Below are 18,766 nucleotides of genomic sequence, written 5' to 3'. Positions count from 1 at the left end.
CACGAACTCGATGCAGGGGGTGGCTTCAGCCGCCCCTCATTCGCGGGAGGCCATGTGTCCACTAGGCCGGCGGTGTTCGAAGCGCTCGCCGCCAGGATCGCCGGCATCGAACAATCCCGCCCGATCGTCGCGATCGATGGCGTGGACGGCTCCGGCAAGACGACCTTTGCCGACGAACTGGCCCCGCTTGTCGAGGCAAGAGGACGTCCCGTGGTCCGCGCGAGCGTCGACGGCTTTCACAATCCGAGACGGATCCGCTACGCGCGCGGCAAGGGCGACCCGCTCGGGTTCTTCCTGGATTCCTACAATTACGAAAGCTTCAAGCACGATTTGCTCCTGCCTTTTGGCGGAGGGGCGGATCGTGTGTGCACGAAGCGTTTCGACCACAAGCAGGATCGGGAGGTCGCCGGAGAGCATGCCATTCTCGTCTCCGGCGACGCGATACTGCTGATCGACGGCATCTTCCTGCACCGGGACGAGTTGCGCGACCTGTGGAGCCTGAGCGTCTTTCTCGACGTGCCGTTCGCGGTCTCCTATGCGCGCATGGCCGTGCGGGACGGCTCCGATCCCGACCCGTCGGCTGCGGAAAACCGGCGCTATCTGGAAGGGCAGAAGATCTATCTGCGAAGCTGCCGGCCTCGGGCGCGCGCGACGATCCTGATCGACAATTCCGATCTTCAGGCTCCGCGCATCGTCGCGGATGGGGGCGGGCGATCTATTCCGTAAAGGCTGCGAGGTTCTTCAGCGTCGACGCCATGCCTGCCTGGTGATCGCTTTCGCCAATTCCCGTGGGCACGTCCTCGCAGACGATCGTGACCCTGGTGCCGCCTTCCATCGCGGCGAGGCTCGTCGTGATTTTCATCGGGCCCGCGAAGACGGGGTCGTCGGACTGGAATTCGATCAGCTCGACGACGCGCTCGCCGGGCACCAATTCCAGGAAGCGCCCTTCGAACATGTCGGCGTCGTCGGAGGACTTGCCTCGGGTCCCTTCGCCGGGATCCGCATAGATGAACGACATCCGGAAGGTTCCGCCCACTCGGGGCTCGAAGCTGTGCACCACGGCCTTCATGCCTTCGGGCGGCCGCCAGCGCGCGACGGCGTCGGGATCGATCAGGGCGCGGTAGATGGTCTGGGGTTGCGCCGCGATGTCCCTGGAGGCGGTATCGGTTCGCTTGGCTGGCGACTGCGCCATTCCTTCTCCTTTGCTCTGCTCGGCATGCGATTTCCATGATAGCCTGAATAGAGGGACGAGGACACCGGGAGATCGCATGACGAACGCGCTTTCGCCGCGGCTCGCGGCCATCGTGGATGCGCTGCCGTTGAGGCCGGGCATGCGGGTGCTCGAGATCGGCTGCGGGCCAGGAGCCGCCGCGCATGAGGTCGCGAACCGTATCGGCGACGGGCATGTGCTTGCGATTGATCGATCCGCCAAGGCAATCGCGCAGGCGACCGCGGCGTTGCAGGAGGAGATCGCGGCCGGACGCCTCAGCCTGCGCTGCTCGGCGGCCGAGGATTTCGAGCTCGCGCCGGACGAGGCGCCCTACGACATCGCCTTCGCGGTGCGTGTCGGCGCCCTCGACGGGCGGCATCCCGAAGCGGGACGGCTGGCGAGAAGGCGCATCGCCGCCGCGCTCGTTCCGGACGGCCGCCTGTTCATCGACGGCGGCGATCCGCTGCGGGAGGTTGCGCTAGAAGACTGAAGGCGGCGCGCGGGGCGGGGCGGCTCGCAGGTCGGTCGTCGCGCCTGCGAATCGCCTGCGAAAAGCGCGGCGCGACTGGTTCATCCCCACATCAAACGCGTGTTTTCCGCTTTCCGTTGCGATCCGTCGCAAATGTCGCTATATCCGCGGTTACTTTCCCATATTCGGTGGCTCTGCCCACCGCCCGCGCAAGGGACGCGGGCGAACGAGAGGATTTATCTGATGGCCAATACGCTACTGATGCCCAAGGCGACCGCGGTCTGGCTCGTGGACAACACCGCGCTTTCCTTCGAGCAGATCGCGCAATTCTGCAAGCTGCACCCGCTCGAGGTGAAGGCGATCGCCGACGGTGAGGCCGCGCAGGGCATCAAGGGTCTCGATCCGGTGATGACCGGCCAGCTCTCGCGCGAGGAGATCGCGAAGGGCGAGGCGGACACGAACTACAAGCTGAAGCTGCAGGAGCCGAAGGTGCGCGTGCCGGAATCGAAGCGCCGCGGCCCGCGCTACACCCCGCTCTCCAAGCGGCAGGATCGGCCCAACGCCATCCTGTGGCTGGTGCGCAATCATCCCGAGCTCAAGGACGCGCAGATTTCGCGCCTCGTCGGCACGACCAAGTCGACGATCGAGCAAATCCGCAACCGCACACACTGGAATTCGGCCAATCTTGTGCCGATGGACCCGGTGACGCTCGGCCTCTGCTCGCAGATCGATCTCGACCTCGAAGTCCAGCGCGCGTCGCGTGGCCAGCCGCCGGCAGCCCCCACGGGCGACACGCTGCTTCCGGCTTCCGTCACCGAGAGGCTGGAGGTCGAGGAAGACGATCAGCCGAAGGAAGAGCGGGAACTCGATGCCGACGCGGTCTTCGCCAAGCTCTCCTCGCTGAGGTCGACCAAGAGCGACGAGGACGAAGACGACGATCACTGAAACGCGTCTTCGGCAATTTTTGCGGGGCGTCGAGCGATCGGCGCCCCGTTTTCATTGGGAGCCCGTTTTTATTGGGAGAATGCCTAAGCGCGGTGGCCTTCGATCCGCTCCAGCCGCTGTTCCATATTGGTTTGGCGTATCATCGAAGGCAGCAGGAATAGGTCGACGATCTGGCCAATGCCAAGCAGACCGAGCGTGAACAGCCAGAGCAGGCCTGTCCAGTATCTTCCGAGATAGATGCGATGCAGGCCGCAGACGCCGACAAGGCAGACAAGCCAAAGCACAAAGGCCGCGGGTCCCGATTTCATCCTTGAGCACTCCCTTCGCTGTTGGGCACTCGGCGCAATATGGGGATTGCGCGCGCGGATTGCGAAGAGCGTTTTCCGCTTCAGTAGGGATTCGCGCCGGAGCCCACCCCCTGGCGCACTTCCATGGTGCGATAGAAATCGGCGAGCTGCTTGCCGCGCTCGGGACGGAAGGTGCGGCCGGCGGCGCGCATATCCGCGATGCGGTCGATGCGGAAGGCGCGGAAATCATCGCGCAGCTCGCACCAGGCGACCAGCGTCCATACCTTGCCCCAGAACCACAGGCCGAGGGGCCTGACGTCGCGCTGCGAATTCTTGCCGGCTTCGTCGCTGTAGTCGATGCTGATGACGTCGCGTTTCTCCACCGCCCGCTCGAGCAGGTCGATCGACTTGCGCTCCGCGTCGCCCACAACCCAGTTCGGCATGTGGATTTCAGTGCGGGCGATGCGCGCCTTCTCGCTGTCGGGCAGCACGGCGCCGATCTTGACCAGCGCCTCCTCGGCCGCGCGCGCCATCTCGGCGCCGCCGAAGGCACGAACCATGCGGGCGCCGGCCACCAGCGCCACGATCTCGTCACGCGTGAACATCAGCGGCGGGAGGTCGAACCCCTCCCTCATCAGGTAGCCGACGCCGGCCTCCCCGTCGATCGGCACGCCGGTCGACTGCAGATCCGCAATGTCGCGGTAGATGGTGCGTTCGGAAACCTCCAGCCGCTCCGCCAGCATGCGTGCCGTGACAAGACGGCCGCCCCGCAAATGCTGGACGATCTGAAAGAGACGATCTGCGCGACGCATCGGTGTGAACCCTCAAACGAACAAGCCGAACCCGCCGCCATTCCGGCAGGCGACCGCCGCTTCCTTTCCCAAGGTGGTTTCCAATTCGTCGATTGCAAGGCGAAGCATCACCGTCCGCATCGAAAAAATCATCGCCAGCCTCGTTCCGCGACGGATCGAACCGGGGCGGAATATGGCACTCACCTCCTGACAACCTTGTGTCAGGAGGTGTGTCATGAGACATCTCGCGGATCGCGGTCATGACCGGCCGCTCCACGGATCGAAGACACGGTCCGGCGCAATTTCCGGCCAGCCTATATCCCTTTGAATGCGAAGCGGCAATTTCTCGACGATGCGCCGCGTGCGTCGCCTCGCCAGACGATTCCTCCACAGGGTCGCAGCTTCGCCGATCAGCGTTTCGAATTGTCCGCGCATGGTTCACCTCCTCTGTCCGACAAGGAGATGATCGCACAAGGCTGCGAACAGCCTTGCGTCAGGAGGGTTGAGCTCCCCGGTACTCGCGGGAGAGCAGGCCGCGCATCTCCGCGATCTGCTCCGTCTTGTCGGGATAGAGCGCTCCCAGGAAGGCGAGCGCGAAGGTGCCCGGCGCGGTGCCGGGCGCCGATATGACGTGACCGTCGGCGACCGCGTGCGGCACGTCCTGATAGTGCTTCGAGCCGGCATAGTCGGGCAGGTGGCCCAGGATCCAGTCACGCCCGTTCGAGGTGTGCGCAGCGTCGGCGAAAATGCCCGCTCGCGCCAGCGCCAGCGTGCCCCCGCAAATGCCGCCGACCACGCCGCCGCGCGCGGCCACCGATTGCAGGAGATCGGAAAGGTCTGGCGCGGCCTCGCTCGCCCAGGAATCGGAGCCGATCACGGCTATCGCGTCGAGATCGGCATTTTCGGGAGGCGTTGTCCCGCGCTCGGGCGAAAGCGTGAAGCCGGCGATGGAGCGGACCGCCTTGATGCCCGGCGTCAGCGATACGGCGCGGGCGCCGAACCACTCGACCGCCGAAGCGGCGAGCAGGCCATATTCCCAATCCGCGAAGGGTTCGATGAAGACGAAACCGATCGTTGCAGTCCGTGCCATGACTATCGATGCTCCTTATGCCGAGGGAGCATCGAAAAGACCGGGCAGCGACGTTCCGCCTTCAAATCCCGATGCTCCGGATCAGGTCAGCGGCCGCGGGACGGATAGCTGTCCGGCCAGCCGATATCCTTGCGGATATCCCTCGGCAGTGCCTCGATCGCGCGCGCCATGCGCGCCCGGTTCCTGATGTCGCGCAGCGTATCGAACTGGCGGATAAATGTCTGCAGGATAGTGGGTGCGGGGTTCATCTCGTGATTCCTTCCCTTGGGTAATGGAACCACTGTCGCATGAGCCTGCTGACAGCTCTGTGTCAGCAGGCGCGCGCTATTTTTCGGGCTGCACGGGCACCGTGTAGTTGAGCGGCAGGCGACCGCCGTCGGCATAGATGGTCTGGCCGGTGATGTAGCTCGCGTCGTCGGAGGCGAGGAAGGCTGCGACCGCCGCAATTTCGGAAGGATCGCCGATCCGCCCGAGTGGCGTGCGCGACAATATGCGGGTGCGCGCGGCCGGGTCGGAGTTGACCTCGTTCAGCATGTCGGTCTGGATCGAGCCGGGGCCGATCGCGTTCACCCTGATGCCGTAGGGCGCGAGCGAGAGCGCCATTGTCCTTGTCAGTTGGCCCACCCCGCCCTTCGAGACCGCGTAGGGCAGTTGCGAGGCGATCGTGACCACCGCGTTGATCGAGGACATGTTGATGATCGTGCCCGGCGCGCCGCCGGCCTTGACCTTGTCGACCATGATGCGCGCGACGGTCTGGCCGGCAAGGAAGCTGCCCTTGAGGTTGATCCGCAACACCCGGTCGAAATCCTCTTCCTTGAGATCGAGAAAATCCGCGCCGTGCGAAATGCCGGCATTGTTGACGAGGATGTCGACGTCGCCGAAGGCGTCGAGCGTGGCGGCGACCAGATTGTGGATGTCGAGCTTCCGGCCGACATCGGTCTTTATGAACTGGACGCGCCCGAGGCCCGCCAGCTCCTTCTCCGCCCGCTCGCCCTTCTCCGCGTCGATGTCGGCGATGACGACGCTCGCATGCTCGCGCAGGAACCGTTCCGCGATCGCCCGGCCGATGCCGCCCGCGGCCCCCGTCACGATCGCTGTCTTGCCGTCGAGTGCCATTGCCGCCTCCTGTGCCTGCTGGTTCGGTGAACGGAGAGTGGCGGGCCGGACGGGACCGGTCAACCGTGGCCGTGCCGGTTTTTGACGCGGGCGCTGGCGTCAGCCGAATTTCCGCGCCGCGTCGACCGCGAGGCCCAGGCCGACCGAGCCGAACTGGTCCGATTGTGCGATGCGTGCCCGGGGAAAGCGCGCGGTCGCCGACATCCTGACGGCGGGCACCTGCGCGCCGCCGCCGGTGAGGATCACGGTCTCGATCGCTTCGGCGGGGATGCCGGCTTGCTTCAGCGCCTCGTCGATGGAGCGGTCGATCCGGGCGACGAGCTCCGCGCTCGCGGCCTCGAATTCCGCGCGCGTCACGGACGCTTCGAAGGCGAGGCCCGGCTCCGCCAGCCGGATCGCGGTCCCGGCCATGTCGGTCAGCTCGATCTTCGCCTTTTCCACCTGGGCAGCGAGGCGGTGGCCGGAGCGGTATGTCAGCAGATGCAGGAAACGGTCGAGCTTCTCCGGTTCCGCCGCCTCCCTCGCGAGCGCCTGCACGTCGCGGATGTTCTTCGCCGTGTAGAGCAGGTTGATCTTGTGCCAGGTCGCCATGTCGTTGAAATACCAGACCGGCAGGTGGCGCTTGCCGTCGCGGGTCCGGGAGCCCAGGCCCATATGCGGCATCACCTTGGCGATGTTGAGCTGGCGGTCGAAATCGGTGCCGCCGACATGCACGCCGGACGTGCTGAGGATGTCGTCGCGCCGGTCGATCAGGTGCGCGCGCTCGGGCGACAGCCGCAGCACCGAGAAGTCCGAGGTGCCGCCGCCGATGTCGACGACCAGCACGAGCTCCTCGCGGTTTACCGTTCGCTCGTGGTGGAGCGCCGCCGCCACCGGCTCGAACTGGAACTCGATGTGGCGAAAGCCTTCCGCCCGCGCCGCCGAGGCGAGCTGGTCCTGCGCGGCGCGGTCGGCGGCCTCGTCCTCGTCGACGAAACGGACCGGCCGGCCGAGCACGACCTCCTCGGGCACGCTGCCGCATTCGGCTTCGAGACGAGCGCGCAGATTGCGCAGGAAGCGCGCGATCAGTCCCTCGAAGGTCATCCGGTCGCGGCCTACCTGCGTCGTTTCCTTCATCAGGCTGGTGCCGAGGATCGACTTCAAGGCGCGCATGAAGCGGCCTTCCGCGCCATCCATGTATTCGAAGACCGCGGCGCGCCCGAAATAGGTGCCGCCGTCCTCGAGGCTGAAGAACAGCGCCGAGGGGATCGTCACATGCTCGCCCTCGACGGGAATGAGGCGCGGCATGCCGCCGGGCGCACAGAGGCCGACGGTCGAATTGGTGGTGCCGAAATCGACACCGCAGAAAAGTCCGGACATGGGAAGCGGCTCGCAATGCTGCGCCCCATGCGCGAGCGGCAGCCGCGCGGGCGGGACGACGTTCAAGAGGAAGGGGCCGTCCCTCTACCCGATCGATGCCGCGAAGGGAAGATGCCAATCGGCCATATGCCGCCCGGACGCTTCCGGCCGAGGCATTCGCCGAAGCCGGAAGCCATCGATGTCAGATGCCGATGCCCTTCCGGCCAAGGGCTTCGGTGATCTCGTCGAGGATAGCCGGATCGTCGATCGTCGCCGGCATGTTCCATTCCTCGCGGTCGGCGATCTTCTGCATGGTGCCCCGCAGAATCTTGCCCGAGCGGGTCTTCGGCAGACGCTTGACGACGACGACCGACTTGAAGGCGGCGACCGGGCCGATGCGCTCGCGCACCAGCGCGATGGCCTCCTTTTCTATGTCGCCGGCCTCGCGCATCACGCCGGCGTTGAGCACGACGAAGCCGCATGGGATCTGGCCCTTCATCGCGTCCGCCATGCCGATGACGGCGCATTCGGCAACGTCGGGATGCTCGGCCAGCACCTCCTCCATGCCGCCGGTCGAAAGCCTGTGGCCGGCGACGTTGATGATGTCGTCGGTGCGCGCCATGATGAAGAGATAGCCGTCATCGTCGATGAAGCCGGCGTCCGCCGTCTTGTAGTAGCCCGGAAACTCTTCGAGATAGGCCTGACGGAAGCGCTCGTCGGCGTTCCACAGCGTCGGCAGGCAGCCGGGCGGCAGGGGCAGCTTGACGACGACGTTGCCGAGCGTGCCGGCCTCGAGCGGATGGCCGGCATCGTCGAGGATGCGGATGTCGTAGCCGGGCATCGCCACGCCGGGCGAGCCGTATTTCACCGGCAATTGTCCGAGACCCACCGGGTTCTGGCTCATCGGCCCGCCGCTTTCCGTCTGCCACCAATGGTCGATCACGGGACGGTCGAGTTTCTGCTCGGCCCATTTCACGGTCTCGGGATCGGCCCGCTCGCCGGCGAGGAAGAGGGTGCGGAATTTCGACAGGTCGTATTTCTTGACGTAATCGCCGCAAGGGTCCTGTCCCTTGATGGCGCGGAAGGCGGTCGGCGCGGTGAACAGCGCGACGACGCCGTGTTCGGAAATGACCCGCCAGAACGTGCCGGCGTCGGGCGTGCCGATCGGCTTGCCTTCGAAGAGCACCGAGGTGCAGCCGTGCAGCAGCGGCGCATAGGCGATATAGGAATGGCCGACCACCCAGCCGACATCGGAGGCCGCCCAGAACACCTCGCCCGGCTTCACGCCGTATTCGTTCTCCATCGACCATTTCAGCGCGACCATGTGGCCGCCATTGTCGCGCACCACGCCCTTGGGCTGGCCGGTCGTGCCGGAGGTGTAGAGCACGTAGAGCGGGTCGGTGGCGGCGACCGGCACGCAGGCGACGTCGCGACCGGAAGCTTTCGCCCGCGTGACCGCCACGGCGAAATCCGTGTCGCGGCCGGGAATCAGCTCGCAGGTCTGCTGCTCGCGCTGCAGGATGACGCAATGCTCGACCTTGTGGCGCGCGATCTCGATCGCACCGTCGAGAAGCGGCTTGTAGGCGACGATGCGGCCGGGCTCGAGGCCGCAGGAGGCGGAGAGGATGAGCTTCGGCCTGGCGTCGTCTATGCGGGTGGCGAGCTCCTTGGCCGCGAAGCCGCCGAAGACGACCGAGTGGATCGCCCCCAGCCGGGCGCAGGCGAGCATGGAGAACACCGCTTCGGGCACCATCGGCATGTAGATGATGACGCGGTCGCCCTTGGCGATGCCGTGATCCCGCAGGACCGCCGCGAGCGCGACCACCTCGGCCTTGAGCTCGGCATAGGTGTAGCTCTTCTTCGCACCGGTGATCGGACTGTCGTAGATCAGCGCCGCCTGGTCGGCGCGCCCGCCCTCGACATGGCGGTCGACCGCGTTGAAGCAGGTGTTGCAGATTGCGCCGGTGAACCATCGCCCATAAACGTCCTGGTCGGGATCGAACACCTTCTCCCAGGGCGAGAACCAGTCGATCTCACGCGCCGCGTCCGCCCAGAAGCCTTCCGGGTCGCTTTTCCAGCCCGCATAGATCTCATGATAGTGCGATGTCACGTTCTTCCTCCCTGACATGTCTCTGTTCTTCCTATCCAACATAGGTCCGAAGCTTCCATCTGGCCATCGGCTTGGAGCGATGCTTTGACAGCCGTCGGCCATGCTGCTCAAAGGACGCAGGCGCGCCGCCGAATCGCGAGACCGAATGACCAAGATCCTCTCCCTGCTGATCCTCGGCCTGATGGTGATCCAGATCATCAAGCCGCTCGGACTGCCCGGTCTGCGGCAGCGCCGTGATTTCTGGAAGCTGGCCGTCGGCGCGCTGGCCGCGATCTCGCTCACCGTTCTTCTCAGCCACGCCAGCGGCTAGCCGGTCTCGGCGCCGCGCTCGGCCGGCTCCTCGGCGAGCGCGAACCGGGCGATGTGATCGGCCCAGGCGTCGTAGCCCGCGGCGGAGGCGTGGAAGCCGTCGATGGAGAAGCCGGCATCGGGATCGAGGATCGGCAGGCGCGAGGCTGGAATCGCGCCGCGCTCCAGGCACAACCGCTCGCCCATCCGATTGACGAGCTGGGCGCGGATTTCGAGAACCTTTCCGAGCAGGCTGGGGAGCGCCGGCACCCTGGTCATGTCGACGACGGGCGACCAGACGATGCGCGCCTCCGGCCATTTCGCGCGCAGCGCGTAGATCAGCCCGCCGAACTCCTTCTTGAAACGGCCTATCGTGTGGAAGTTCTTGGCGTCGTTGGTGCCGACCGACAGGACGATGTGATCCCAGGCCTCGGCCTCGAGATTGGGCACGACATGGTCGCGCAACTGTCCGGCGGTCGCCGAGTTGAAGCCGGCGGCGCGCCAGACGATACGGCGCCCGGTCTTTTCGGCGAGATTGGCGGCGAGCCGGGGCGCGAGGCTGCCGTCGGTCTCCTCGATGCCGACGCCGGCGGCGGAGGAATCGCCGAGGACCAGCAGATTGATCGCCGGTTCGGTGCCGGCGATGTGGTGGCGGACGCGACCCCTGGGCGGCAGCATGCGCGGCGTGCGCCGCCGCACGCCTATGCCTTGCCAGACATAGACCGGAAAGGCGAGCCAGGAGAGGAGCGCGCGCCCGATCGACATCGTCGCCCGCTAGATCGCCATGCGTCCGGATGGACGCAAAAGAGGCGATCTATCTCCTTGTTCGAGCATCGGCATGATCCGAAAACCGGCTTCCACTTTTCGCTCCGATACCCTAGCGCGAAAGGGCGTCGACGCCGGGGAGCGGCTTGCCTTCCATCCATTCGAGGAAGGCGCCGCCGGCCGTCGAGACATAGGTGAAGTCGTCGGCGATGCCGGCATGGTTGAGCGCGGCGACGGTGTCGCCGCCGCCGGCGACCGAGACGAGCTTGCCGTCGGCAGTCCGGGCGGCCGCGAATTTCGCCGCCGCGACGGTCGCCATGTCGAAGGGCGCGATCTCGAAGGCGCCGAGCGGTCCGTTCCAGACCAGCGTGGCGGCGCGGTCGATCCACTGGCTTATCGTCTCGACGGTCTTCGGCCCGACGTCGAGGATCATGCCGTCGGCGGGCACCGCATCGACGTCGACGGTTTCGTTTTCCGCGCCGGCCTTGAATTCCCTTGCCACCACGGCGTCCGAGGGCAGGATGATGGCGCAGCCGGCCGTCGCCGCCTCGATCATGATCTGCTTCGCGGTCGGGGCGAGGTCGTGCTCGCACAGCGACTTGCCGACGTCGGTGCCGCGCGCGGCAAGGAAGGTGTTGGCCATGCCGCCGCCGATCACCAGCGCATCGACCTTCTGGACCAGGTTGGTGAGAAGGTCGATCTTGGTGGAGACCTTGGCGCCGCCGACGATGGCGACCACGGGACGCGCCGGATTGCCGAGGCCTTTCTCAAGTGCCTCCAGCTCTTCCTGCATGGTGCGGCCGGCATAGGCCGGCAGGACATGCGCGAGCCCTTCGGTTGAGGCATGGGCGCGGTGGGCGGCGGAAAAGGCGTCGTTGACATAGATATCGCCATTGGTGGCAAGCGCCTTGACGAATTCCGGATCGTTCTTCTCCTCGCCCTTGTGGAAGCGGGTGTTTTCCAGAAGCAGGATGTCGCCGTCGCCAAGCGAGGCGACCGCCTCGGCCGCCTTCGCGCCGACGCAATCCTCGGCGAAGGCCACGGGACGGCCGAGCACTCCCGCCGTCGCCTCGGCGATCGGCTTCAGCGACTGCGCCGGATCGACGGCACCCTTGGGCCGACCGAAATGGGCGAGCAGGACGACCCTGGCGCCCTTGTCGGCCAGTTCGATGATGGTGCCCGCCACACGTTCGATGCGGGTCGCGTCGGCGACCTTTCCGTCCTGTACGGGAACGTTGAGATCGACGCGGACCAAAGCCCTTTTGCCGGAAACATCGACGTCATCGAGGGTGCGAAAGCTGGGCATGGCAGAAATCCTTGAAACGAACCGCGCGGGACAATAGCGCGACCCCGCGAATGCGCAAGGCGCGGGGCTTCACAGTGGGTGAAAGAACAAAACGCCCGGCGACTGGCCGGGCGTTTCGAACGGCTGCAGGGCGCGTCGCGGCCTCAGATGAGCTTGCCGAAGGCGACCGCGGTGTCGACCATGCGGTTGGAGAAGCCCCACTCGTTGTCATACCAGGACATGACGCGCACGAGGTTGCCCTCGATCACCTTGGTCTGGTCCAGCGCGAAGGTGGACGAGGCCGGGTTGTGGTTCAGATCGATCGAAACCAGCGGCTCGTTCGTATAGGCGAGGATGCCCTTGAGGGGGCCGTCGGCCGCCGCCACGAGGACGGCGTTCACCTCCTCGGTGGTGACGGTCTTCCTGGCGACGAACTTGAAGTCGATGACCGAGACGTTCGGGGTGGGAACGCGGATCGAAACGCCGTCGAGCTTGCCCTTGAGCTCGGGCAGCACCAGGCCGACGGCCTTGGCGGCGCCCGTCGAGGTCGGGATCATCGACATCGCGGCGGCACGGGCGCGGTAGAGATCCTTGTGCATCGTGTCCAGCGTCGGCTGGTCGCCGGTATAGGCGTGGATCGTCGTCATGAAGCCCTTTTCGATGCCGAATGCATCGTTCAGCACCTTGGCCACCGGCGCGAGGCAGTTCGTGGTGCAGGAAGCGTTCGAGATGACCAGATGGTCCTTCGAGAGCTTGTCGTGATTGACGCCGTAGACGACCGTGAGATCGGCGCCGTCGGCGGGCGCGGAGACGATCACGCGCTTGGCGCCGGCTTCGAGATGCGCCGAGGCCTTCTCCTTGGAGGTGAAGATGCCGGTGCATTCGAGCGCGATATCGACGGCATCGTCCTTCCAGGGAAGCTCGCTCGGATTGCGCACGGCATGGACCTTGATGGGGCCGCGGCCGAGATCGATGGTGTCGCCCTTCACCGTGACGGTGCCGGGGAATTTGCCGTGAACGGAATCGTAGCGCAGCAGATGCGCGTTGGTCTCGACCGGACCGAGGTCGTTGATGGCGACGACTTCGATGTCGGTGCGGCCCGACTCGTAGATGGCGCGAAGCACGTTGCGGCCGATGCGGCCAAATCCGTTGATGGCAACTCTGACGGTCATGTGGCGATCTCCCAGGGAGCTGAAACAGGGCTGTTATCGCGGCGAACCGCGAAGGCAGTCACGACGACATGGCCGGCGCCGGATTTCCATGCGGCGCGTCCGCGCAGGCCGAGGCAGCCGTGTCATAGCGACGAGATCGGCGAGAATCCAGCGTTTACCGGCACAAATCCGGCCAAAAACGACTCTGGCCCGCGCTAAATCGGTTCATGTGGGAAATGCGCTCCCGCGCGCCTGGTGAAAAAGCGCGCGGGAGGGGAATCGGAACGGTCAACCCGCCTTGGAAAGCCGCGCGGCGGCGGCCTTGGCGGCGGCTTCCGCCGTGATGCCGAAATGCGGATAGAGCTTTTCGATCGGCGCGCTGGCGCCGAAGCCGGTCATGCCGACGAAGATGCCGTCGGAGCCGATGAAGGCATCCCAGCCCTGGCGAATGCCAGCCTCGATGGCGAGCTTGACCGGGGAGTTGCCGATGATCGCCTTGCGATAGCTCTCGTCCTGGGCCTCGAACAGTTCGAAGCAGGGTACCGAGACGACGCGCGTCGGATGGCCCTGCTTCTCCAGGATTTCGCTGGCGGCAAGCGCGATCTCGATCTCCGAGCCGGTGGCAAAGAGGGTGACGGCCGCCTCGTCGCTGGCGGTCTTCAGCTCATATGCGCCGTAAGCGGAGAGGTTTTCGTCGGAATGCTCGGTGCGCACCGTCGGCAGGTTCTGCCGGGTCAGCGCGAGCGTGGTCGGGGTCTTGGTCGTTTCCAGCGCCACCTGCCAGCACTCGGCCGCCTCGACGGCATCCGCCGGGCGCATGACGTAGTGGTTCGGTATGGCCCGCAGCGCCGCCAGATGCTCCACCGGCTGGTGGGTCGGGCCGTCCTCACCGAGGCCGATCGAATCATGCGTCATCACGAAGATGGTCCTGATGCCCATCAGCGAGGCGAGCCTCATCGCCGGACGGGCGTAGTCGGAGAAGGTCAGGAAGGTGCCGCCATAGGGGATGACGCCGCCATGCAGCGTCATGCCGTTCATGGCCGCCGCCATGCCGTGCTCGCGAATGCCGTAATAGACGTAGCGACCCGAATAGTCGGAGGCGCTTATCGGCCTGGTCTGGCTGGTCTTGGTATTGTTGGAGCCGGTCAGGTCGGCCGAGCCGCCGATCGTCTCGGGCACCATCCCGTTGATCACCTCAAGCGCCATCTCGGAGGATTTGCGCGTCGCCACCTTGGGCTTCTCGGTGGAAAGCTTCTTCTTGTACTCGACGATGACGTCATCGAGGCCGACCGGCAGGTCGCCACGCATGCGGCGCTCGAATTCGCTGCGCGTGTCGGCGTCGACGCCTGCCAGCCGCGCTTCCCATTCCTTGCGCTCCTTGGCCGAGCGCAGGCCGGCGAGGCGCCAGGCGTCGAGTATCTCGGAAGGCACCTCGAAGGGCGGATAGTCCCAGCCGAGCGCCTTGCGGGCGCCCGCGATCTCCTCGGCGCCCAGCGGCGAGCCGTGCGCCTTGTTGGTGCCGGCGCGCGTCGGGGCGCCGAAGCCGATCGTGGTCTTTGCGGCGATCATGGTCGGGCGGTCGGAATTGCGCGCCTTCTCGATCGCGCCGGCGATGGCGTCCGGGTCATGGCCGTCGACGCGCAGCGTGTTCCAGCCCGAGGCCTCGAAGCGCTTGCACTGGTCGGTGGAATCGGCGAGCGACACGGCGCCGTCGATGGAGATGCCGTTGTCGTCCCAGAAGACGATGAGCTTGTTGAGCTTCAGGTGGCCGGCAAGCGATATCGCTTCCTGGCTGATGCCCTCCATGAGGCAGCCGTCGCCGGCGAGCACATAGGTGTAGTGGTCGACCAGATCGGCGCCGAAGCGCGCATTCAGGATGCGCTCGGCGAGCGCCATGCCGACGGAGTTGGCAATGCCCTGCCCGAGCGGACCGGTGGTCGTCTCGATGCCGGCGGCATGGCCGTATTCCGGGTGGCCGGCGGTCTTGGAGCCGAGCTGGCGGAAATTCTTGATCTCGTCGATCGTGATGTCTTCGTAGCCGGTCAGGTAGAGCAGCGAGTAGAGCAGCATGGAACCGTGGCCGGCCGAGAGCACGAAGCGGTCGCGGTCCGGCCAGTGCGGGTTCTTCGGATCATGCGTCATGAAACGCGTGAAGAGGACGGTCGCGATGTCGGCCGCGCCCATCGGCAGGCCGGGATGGCCTGAATTCGCCTTCTCGACCGCGTCCATGGAGAGGAAGCGGATCGCATTGGCCATCCGGTCGTGTTTTTCGCGTGAAGTCATGATCGCTCGCTTGTCTTCGAGGGGGCCGGGAATGCCCGCAAAAGCCCGGGAAAAATGGCACGCGACACATAGCAGGCGCGCCGCGCGAGTCAACTTTCGCACGGCCTGCAACGACAAAGTTGATGGGCTCGAGCGGCCGTCGCCGCCGCTTAGAAGGGGATAGCCGCAATCCTAACATTGACGCCTGCTTCGCACGCTGCCTAATGTTTCCTGGGCAACGCATTATGAAAGCGCACGATTCGCGGCGAGGGCGGGCCTGGAACAAGAGAATGACAGGGGAAACGACCCTTAGGGAAGTCATAGCCCGCCTCGGAAAGGCGATAGAGGCGTTGGAAGACGCCGCGGCTGCACGTCTGGAGCACGAGCAGGATTACGGCGAGGCTGAAGCGGAAGTTCAGCGCATGAACGCCGACCGCGCCAGGCTGGCGCAGGAACTCGACAATTCGGAAGCCCGCGCCGAGCGACTCGAAGAGGCGAACAAGGAGGTCTCGCGCCGCCTTGTCGCGGCCATGGAGACGATCCGCGCGGTGCTCGACAGGTAAGGGCTATGTCATGGCGCAGGTAACGGTCACGATCGACGGCAAATCCTATCGCATGGCGTGCGACGAGGGGCAGGAAGAGCATCTCATCGATCTCGCCGAGCGGTTCGACCGTTACGTCATGCATCTGAAGGCGTCCTTCGGCGAGATCGGCGACCAGCGGCTGACCGTCATGGCCGGCATCATGGTCATGGACGAACTGACCGAACTGCAGAAACGCGTGAAGGGCATGGAAACCGAGATCGGCACCTTGCGCAAGACACGCGACGACGCGCTTCTCAAGGCGGACAAGAACGACGCGGCACTGACCGGCGCGCTTTCCAGCCTTGCCGAGCGCATGGAAACGCTGGCGCTGCGGATGAACCAGGAAAGAGGCGCGGCGTAAGCGGCCGAGCCCGCGAATCCGGAGGAAAGGCTTCGGTTTTGGGAGAGCCCGGGTCTTTCGTCAAAAACCCTGAAGGAGCTTGTTGCGGACGTCCGGCGCTTCGCTTCGCATGGCGGTCGCTCCGTGTTCGGCCGCGCATATAATACGTGCAGGTCGGCGTGCAGGCAATTTGGTTGCCGTCACCCCTCGATTTCTTCCCGAAGCATCTCCAACTCCAGCCATTCCTCCTCCATGGAAGACAGCCTGGCGCGAAGCTCCTCGAGCTCGGCGGCGGTTTTCTGGAAGCCGGCCGGATCGCGCCGGTAGAAATCCTGATCCGTCATCTTCGCTTCCAGTCCGGCGATCCCGGCGCCCAGTTCCTCCATCTGCTTCGGCAGGTTCTCCAGCGCGAATTTCTGCTTGTAGGAGAGTTTCCTCGCCGCCGGCTTCGTCTCACCGGCCGTCCTGGGCTTTTCCTGTGCCCGTGCCTGCGGTTTTGCCCGCGCTGCTCTCTCGGCGAGCCGGCCGCCGCCGCGCTGGGCGATCATGTCGGCATAGCCGCCCGCATATTCGAGCCAGCGGCCGTCGCCTTCCGGCGCGATCACGCTGGTGACCGTACGATCGAGGAAATCGCGGTCGTGGCTGACGAGGATGACCGTGCCGGCATAGCCCGCGACCAGTTCCTGCAGCAGGTCGAGCGTTTCCATGTCGAGGTCGTTGGTGGGTTCGTCGAGGACCAGCAGGTTCGCCGGCCGTGACAGGATGCGGGCGAGAACCAGCCTTGCCCGCTCGCCGCCGGAAAGCTCGCGCACCGGCGTGCGCGCCTGCTCCGGTTTGAACAGGAAGTCCTTCATGTAGCTGACGACGTGGCGCTGCTCGCCGTTGACGACGACGCTGTCGCCGCGCCCGTCGGTGAGGTAATGCGCGAGCGTTTCCTGCGGGTCGAGTTCACGCTTCTGGTCGAGATTGGCGATCTCGAGATTTGCGCCGAGCCTGACCGTGCCCTCGTCGGGCGCGAGCTGGCCGGTGAGCATCTTCAGGAGCGTCGTCTTGCCGGCGCCGTTGGGACCGACGAGACCGACGCGGTCGCCGCGCTGGATACGGGTCGAGAAATCCCTCACCACCGCGAGATCGCCGAAGCTCTTCGAAATGCCCTTGGCCTCGATGACGAGCTTGCCGGAGTCGGCGGCATCGCTTGCGCTCATATTCGCAAGGCCTTCCGGGCCTCGCCGGTTGCGGAACTGCTGGCGCATCGACTGCAACTCGCCCAGCCGGCGCATGTTGCGCTTGCGCCTCGCGGTGACGCCGTAACGCAGCCAATGCTCCTCGCGCACGATCTGGCGACCGAGCTTGTGCTGATCGCGCTCCTCCTCCTCGAGGATCTGGTCGCGCCATTCCTCGAAATGAGCAAAGCCCTTCTCGAGCCGTCGGGTCGTGCCGCGGTCGAGCCAGACGGTCGCCCGCGAGACCTGCTCCAGGAAGCGGCGGTCGTGCGAGATCATGACGATCGCGGAAGACGTTCGCTGCAGTTCCCCTTCCAGCCATTCGATGGTGGAGAGGTCGAGATGGTTGGTGGGCTCGTCGAGCAGCAGAATGTCCGGCTCCGGCGCCATGACGCGGGCGAGCGCCGCGCGGCGCGCCTCGCCGCCGGACAGCGTCGCCGGCGCTTCGTCGCCCGTCAGGCCGAGGCTCTCGATGAGATAGGTGGCGCGATAGGGATCGTCGGCCGGTCCGAGCCCCGCCTCGACATAGGCGCGCACATTGGCGAAGCTGTCCATGTCGGGTTCCTGCGGCAGGTAGCGGATCGTCGCGCTCGGCTGGCGGAAGATGTCCCCGTCCTGCGGCTCGACCATCCCGGCCGCGATCTTCAGGAGCGTCGATTTGCCGGAGCCGTTGCGCCCGACAAGCGCGATACGGTCGCCGGCGGAGGCGGAAAGCGAGGCGCCGTCGAGAAGCGGCGTGCCGCCGAAGGTCAGACGGATATCGTCGAGGGTGAGAAGCGGTGGGGCCATGGAAAAGGGTCTGAGCCTACTGCCTGGAAACCGGAAGAATATGGGCGACGAGAAGGGCACGGCCGCTGCCGAGGGAAACGTCCAGTTGCCCGGCCACTTCGTTGGAAAGCGTCAGCGACGAGCCGAAGGGAACGAAGCGGTCGGTGAGCGGCCATTTCGCGCCACGCAAGGTGAGGTCCGTCAGATCGGAGAAGGCGAGGACGCTGAAGAGCGTGCCGCTCGGATAGTCGAAGCCGCGGCTGCCCGGCAGGAACGGCGTTCCTTCCTCATGGCCGCTGGTCAGCAGGCAGCCGATACCGTTTTCGGCAAGGCGGATCGCGGCGGTCAGATGCAGGAAGGCGTGATCGGCGCGCGCGCCGCCGAAGGCGCCGACAAGCACGATCTCGTCGGCGCCGCGCGCAAGGGCGGCTTCGACGGCGATCTCGCCGTCCGTCATGTCCTTTTCGGGCGGAAACGCCTCGACCGGTATCGCCGAATGATGCGCCCGCCATTCATCGGGGACGGAATCGAAGTCGCCGGTCCACAGTTCCGGCCGCAGCCCCAGCGGTTCGGCGTGGCGAATGCCGGAATCGGCGGCGATCACCCGCGTCCCGGCAAGTTGCGCGGCGAGGCGGGGCGTGGCGACGAGGTCGCCGCCCAGAAGAATGGCAAAACGGCTCATGGTTCGGTTCTCATTGCCGCCGCCTCTATCACGCCATCGGGCAAAAGCGAAAGCCGTATGAG

The 18,766-nt window shown here is 65.8% G+C and carries 21 protein-coding genes; 6 read left to right on the top strand and 15 right to left on the bottom strand.

Annotated elements, in window-relative coordinates; translation table 11 throughout:
* Positions 1–54: 54 nt before the first annotated feature.
* Complete coding sequence (locus XW59_RS20040) at positions 55–726, top strand: uridine kinase (RefSeq protein ID WP_052958321.1); 672 nt, start codon at positions 55–57, stop codon at positions 724–726.
* Here XW59_RS20040 and XW59_RS20035 read toward each other — a convergent pair.
* Positions 716–1,192 (bottom strand): SRPBCC family protein, encoded by a 477-nt coding sequence (locus XW59_RS20035; protein ID WP_047147430.1) that lies wholly within the window; start codon positions 1,190–1,192, stop codon positions 716–718. The two genes, XW59_RS20040 and XW59_RS20035, sit on opposite strands and share 11 nt — an antisense overlap.
* Before the next feature lie 76 nt (positions 1,193–1,268).
* On the opposite strand from XW59_RS20035, the gene XW59_RS20030 reads away from it, so the two are divergent.
* Both XW59_RS20030 and XW59_RS20025 read left to right on the top strand, forming a co-directional pair.
* Complete coding sequence (locus XW59_RS20030; protein WP_047147429.1) at positions 1,269–1,700, top strand: methyltransferase domain-containing protein; 432 nt, start codon at positions 1,269–1,271, stop codon at positions 1,698–1,700.
* A 222-nt stretch (positions 1,701–1,922) separates the two neighbouring features.
* Positions 1,923–2,624: a DUF1013 domain-containing protein gene (locus XW59_RS20025; protein WP_047147428.1), complete on the top strand. Its 702-nt coding sequence runs from the start codon at positions 1,923–1,925 to the stop codon at positions 2,622–2,624.
* Positions 2,625–2,707: 83 nt separating this feature from the next.
* Here the strand turns inward: XW59_RS20025 and XW59_RS20020 are convergent, their stop codons facing one another.
* The 8 genes from XW59_RS20020 to XW59_RS19990 all read right to left on the bottom strand — a co-directional run bounded on the left by XW59_RS20020 (position 2,708) and on the right by XW59_RS19990 (position 9,356).
* Positions 2,708–2,932 (bottom strand): NINE protein, encoded by a 225-nt coding sequence (locus tag XW59_RS20020; protein ID WP_047147427.1) that lies wholly within the window; start codon positions 2,930–2,932, stop codon positions 2,708–2,710.
* A gap of 80 nt (positions 2,933–3,012) precedes the next feature.
* Positions 3,013–3,723 (bottom strand): YafY family protein, encoded by a 711-nt coding sequence (locus XW59_RS20015; RefSeq protein WP_047147426.1) that lies wholly within the window; start codon positions 3,721–3,723, stop codon positions 3,013–3,015.
* Positions 3,724–3,735: 12 nt separating this feature from the next.
* A complete protein-coding gene (locus tag XW59_RS20010; protein WP_136068386.1) occupies positions 3,736–3,939 on the bottom strand; it encodes a hypothetical protein in 204 nt (67 codons plus the stop codon).
* A 256-nt stretch (positions 3,940–4,195) separates the two neighbouring features.
* On the bottom strand, positions 4,196–4,792 hold the full coding sequence (locus tag XW59_RS20005; protein ID WP_047147425.1) for a DJ-1/PfpI family protein: 597 nt from the start codon (positions 4,790–4,792) through the stop codon (positions 4,196–4,198).
* Between the two features lie 86 nt (positions 4,793–4,878).
* Positions 4,879–5,040, bottom strand: coding sequence for a hypothetical protein (locus tag XW59_RS29405; protein WP_170990190.1), 162 nt, complete (start codon positions 5,038–5,040; stop codon positions 4,879–4,881).
* A gap of 76 nt (positions 5,041–5,116) precedes the next feature.
* A complete protein-coding gene (locus XW59_RS20000; protein ID WP_047147424.1) occupies positions 5,117–5,908 on the bottom strand; it encodes an SDR family oxidoreductase in 792 nt (263 codons plus the stop codon).
* A 99-nt stretch (positions 5,909–6,007) separates the two neighbouring features.
* Entirely contained in the window at positions 6,008–7,267 is a 1,260-nt protein-coding gene (locus tag XW59_RS19995; protein WP_047147537.1) for an Hsp70 family protein, read from the bottom strand.
* Positions 7,268–7,448: 181 nt separating this feature from the next.
* Positions 7,449–9,356, bottom strand: a complete 1,908-nt coding sequence (locus XW59_RS19990; protein ID WP_047147536.1) for a propionyl-CoA synthetase — start codon at positions 9,354–9,356, stop codon at positions 7,449–7,451.
* Between the two features lie 145 nt (positions 9,357–9,501).
* Here XW59_RS19990 and XW59_RS29400 point away from each other — a divergent pair, with 145 nt between their 5' ends.
* Positions 9,502–9,666: a hypothetical protein gene (locus XW59_RS29400; RefSeq protein WP_170990189.1), complete on the top strand. Its 165-nt coding sequence runs from the start codon at positions 9,502–9,504 to the stop codon at positions 9,664–9,666.
* Here the strand turns inward: XW59_RS29400 and XW59_RS19985 are convergent.
* The 4 genes from XW59_RS19985 to tkt all read right to left on the bottom strand — a co-directional run bounded on the left by XW59_RS19985 (position 9,663) and on the right by tkt (position 15,128).
* Positions 9,663–10,409, bottom strand: a complete 747-nt coding sequence (locus XW59_RS19985) for an SGNH/GDSL hydrolase family protein (RefSeq protein WP_047147422.1) — start codon at positions 10,407–10,409, stop codon at positions 9,663–9,665. The genes XW59_RS29400 and XW59_RS19985 overlap by 4 nt on opposite strands.
* 112 nt (positions 10,410–10,521) lie before the next feature.
* A complete protein-coding gene (locus XW59_RS19980; protein ID WP_047147421.1) occupies positions 10,522–11,715 on the bottom strand; it encodes a phosphoglycerate kinase in 1,194 nt (397 codons plus the stop codon).
* Between the two features lie 143 nt (positions 11,716–11,858).
* Positions 11,859–12,866 (bottom strand): type I glyceraldehyde-3-phosphate dehydrogenase, encoded by a 1,008-nt coding sequence (gene gap / locus XW59_RS19975; protein WP_047147420.1) that lies wholly within the window; start codon positions 12,864–12,866, stop codon positions 11,859–11,861.
* A gap of 267 nt (positions 12,867–13,133) precedes the next feature.
* Entirely contained in the window at positions 13,134–15,128 is a 1,995-nt protein-coding gene (gene tkt, locus XW59_RS19970; protein WP_047147419.1) for a transketolase, read from the bottom strand.
* Between the two features lie 269 nt (positions 15,129–15,397).
* Between tkt and XW59_RS19965 the strand changes: the two genes are divergently transcribed.
* Together XW59_RS19965 and XW59_RS19960 are read left to right on the top strand one after the other, a co-directional pair.
* Positions 15,398–15,670: a DUF4164 domain-containing protein gene (locus XW59_RS19965; protein WP_047147535.1), complete on the top strand. Its 273-nt coding sequence runs from the start codon at positions 15,398–15,400 to the stop codon at positions 15,668–15,670.
* A gap of 10 nt (positions 15,671–15,680) precedes the next feature.
* A complete protein-coding gene (locus XW59_RS19960; protein ID WP_047147418.1) occupies positions 15,681–16,052 on the top strand; it encodes a cell division protein ZapA in 372 nt (123 codons plus the stop codon).
* A 179-nt stretch (positions 16,053–16,231) separates the two neighbouring features.
* On the opposite strand, the gene XW59_RS19955 is transcribed toward XW59_RS19960, so the two are convergent.
* Positions 16,232–18,043 carry an ATP-binding cassette domain-containing protein gene (locus tag XW59_RS19955; RefSeq protein WP_047147417.1) on the bottom strand — a complete coding sequence of 604 codons (1,812 nt, stop codon included), beginning with the start codon at positions 18,041–18,043 and terminating at the stop codon, positions 16,232–16,234.
* A gap of 16 nt (positions 18,044–18,059) precedes the next feature.
* Positions 18,060–18,704 carry a thiamine diphosphokinase gene (locus XW59_RS19950; RefSeq protein ID WP_137327062.1) on the bottom strand — a complete coding sequence of 215 codons (645 nt, stop codon included), beginning with the start codon at positions 18,702–18,704 and terminating at the stop codon, positions 18,060–18,062.
* Positions 18,705–18,766: the final 62 nt, after the last annotated feature.

It is taken from the genome of Aquamicrobium sp. LC103 (genome assembly GCF_001014615.2).
Classification (GTDB): Bacteria; Pseudomonadota; Alphaproteobacteria; order Rhizobiales; family Rhizobiaceae; genus LBCQ02.
The sequence above is the reverse complement of the archived record's forward strand: the minus strand, read 5'-3'. Positions and strand labels throughout refer to the sequence as shown.

Coding starts and splice junctions, on each gene's coding strand:
- XW59_RS29400 (WP_170990189.1), top strand. CDS start 9,502: ATGACCAAGATCCTCTCCCTGCTGATCCTCGGCCTGATGGTGATCCAG.
- XW59_RS19995 (WP_047147537.1), bottom strand. CDS start 7,267: ATGTCCGGACTTTTCTGCGGTGTCGATTTCGGCACCACCAATTCGACC.
- XW59_RS20015 (WP_047147426.1), bottom strand. CDS start 3,723: ATGCGTCGCGCAGATCGTCTCTTTCAGATCGTCCAGCATTTGCGGGGC.
- XW59_RS19950 (WP_137327062.1), bottom strand. CDS start 18,704: ATGAGCCGTTTTGCCATTCTTCTGGGCGGCGACCTCGTCGCCACGCCC.
- XW59_RS20020 (WP_047147427.1), bottom strand. CDS start 2,932: ATGAAATCGGGACCCGCGGCCTTTGTGCTTTGGCTTGTCTGCCTTGTC.
- XW59_RS20025 (WP_047147428.1), top strand. CDS start 1,923: ATGGCCAATACGCTACTGATGCCCAAGGCGACCGCGGTCTGGCTCGTG.
- XW59_RS19960 (WP_047147418.1), top strand. CDS start 15,681: ATGGCGCAGGTAACGGTCACGATCGACGGCAAATCCTATCGCATGGCG.
- XW59_RS20035 (WP_047147430.1), bottom strand. CDS start 1,192: ATGGCGCAGTCGCCAGCCAAGCGAACCGATACCGCCTCCAGGGACATC.
- XW59_RS20030 (WP_047147429.1), top strand. CDS start 1,269: ATGACGAACGCGCTTTCGCCGCGGCTCGCGGCCATCGTGGATGCGCTG.
- XW59_RS20005 (WP_047147425.1), bottom strand. CDS start 4,792: ATGGCACGGACTGCAACGATCGGTTTCGTCTTCATCGAACCCTTCGCG.
- XW59_RS20010 (WP_136068386.1), bottom strand. CDS start 3,939: ATGACACACCTCCTGACACAAGGTTGTCAGGAGGTGAGTGCCATATTC.
- XW59_RS29405 (WP_170990190.1), bottom strand. CDS start 5,040: ATGAACCCCGCACCCACTATCCTGCAGACATTTATCCGCCAGTTCGAT.
- XW59_RS19965 (WP_047147535.1), top strand. CDS start 15,398: ATGACAGGGGAAACGACCCTTAGGGAAGTCATAGCCCGCCTCGGAAAG.
- gap (WP_047147420.1), bottom strand. CDS start 12,866: ATGACCGTCAGAGTTGCCATCAACGGATTTGGCCGCATCGGCCGCAAC.
- XW59_RS19955 (WP_047147417.1), bottom strand. CDS start 18,043: ATGGCCCCACCGCTTCTCACCCTCGACGATATCCGTCTGACCTTCGGC.
- XW59_RS20000 (WP_047147424.1), bottom strand. CDS start 5,908: ATGGCACTCGACGGCAAGACAGCGATCGTGACGGGGGCCGCGGGCGGC.
- XW59_RS19980 (WP_047147421.1), bottom strand. CDS start 11,715: ATGCCCAGCTTTCGCACCCTCGATGACGTCGATGTTTCCGGCAAAAGG.
- tkt (WP_047147419.1), bottom strand. CDS start 15,128: ATGACTTCACGCGAAAAACACGACCGGATGGCCAATGCGATCCGCTTC.
- XW59_RS19985 (WP_047147422.1), bottom strand. CDS start 10,409: ATGTCGATCGGGCGCGCGCTCCTCTCCTGGCTCGCCTTTCCGGTCTAT.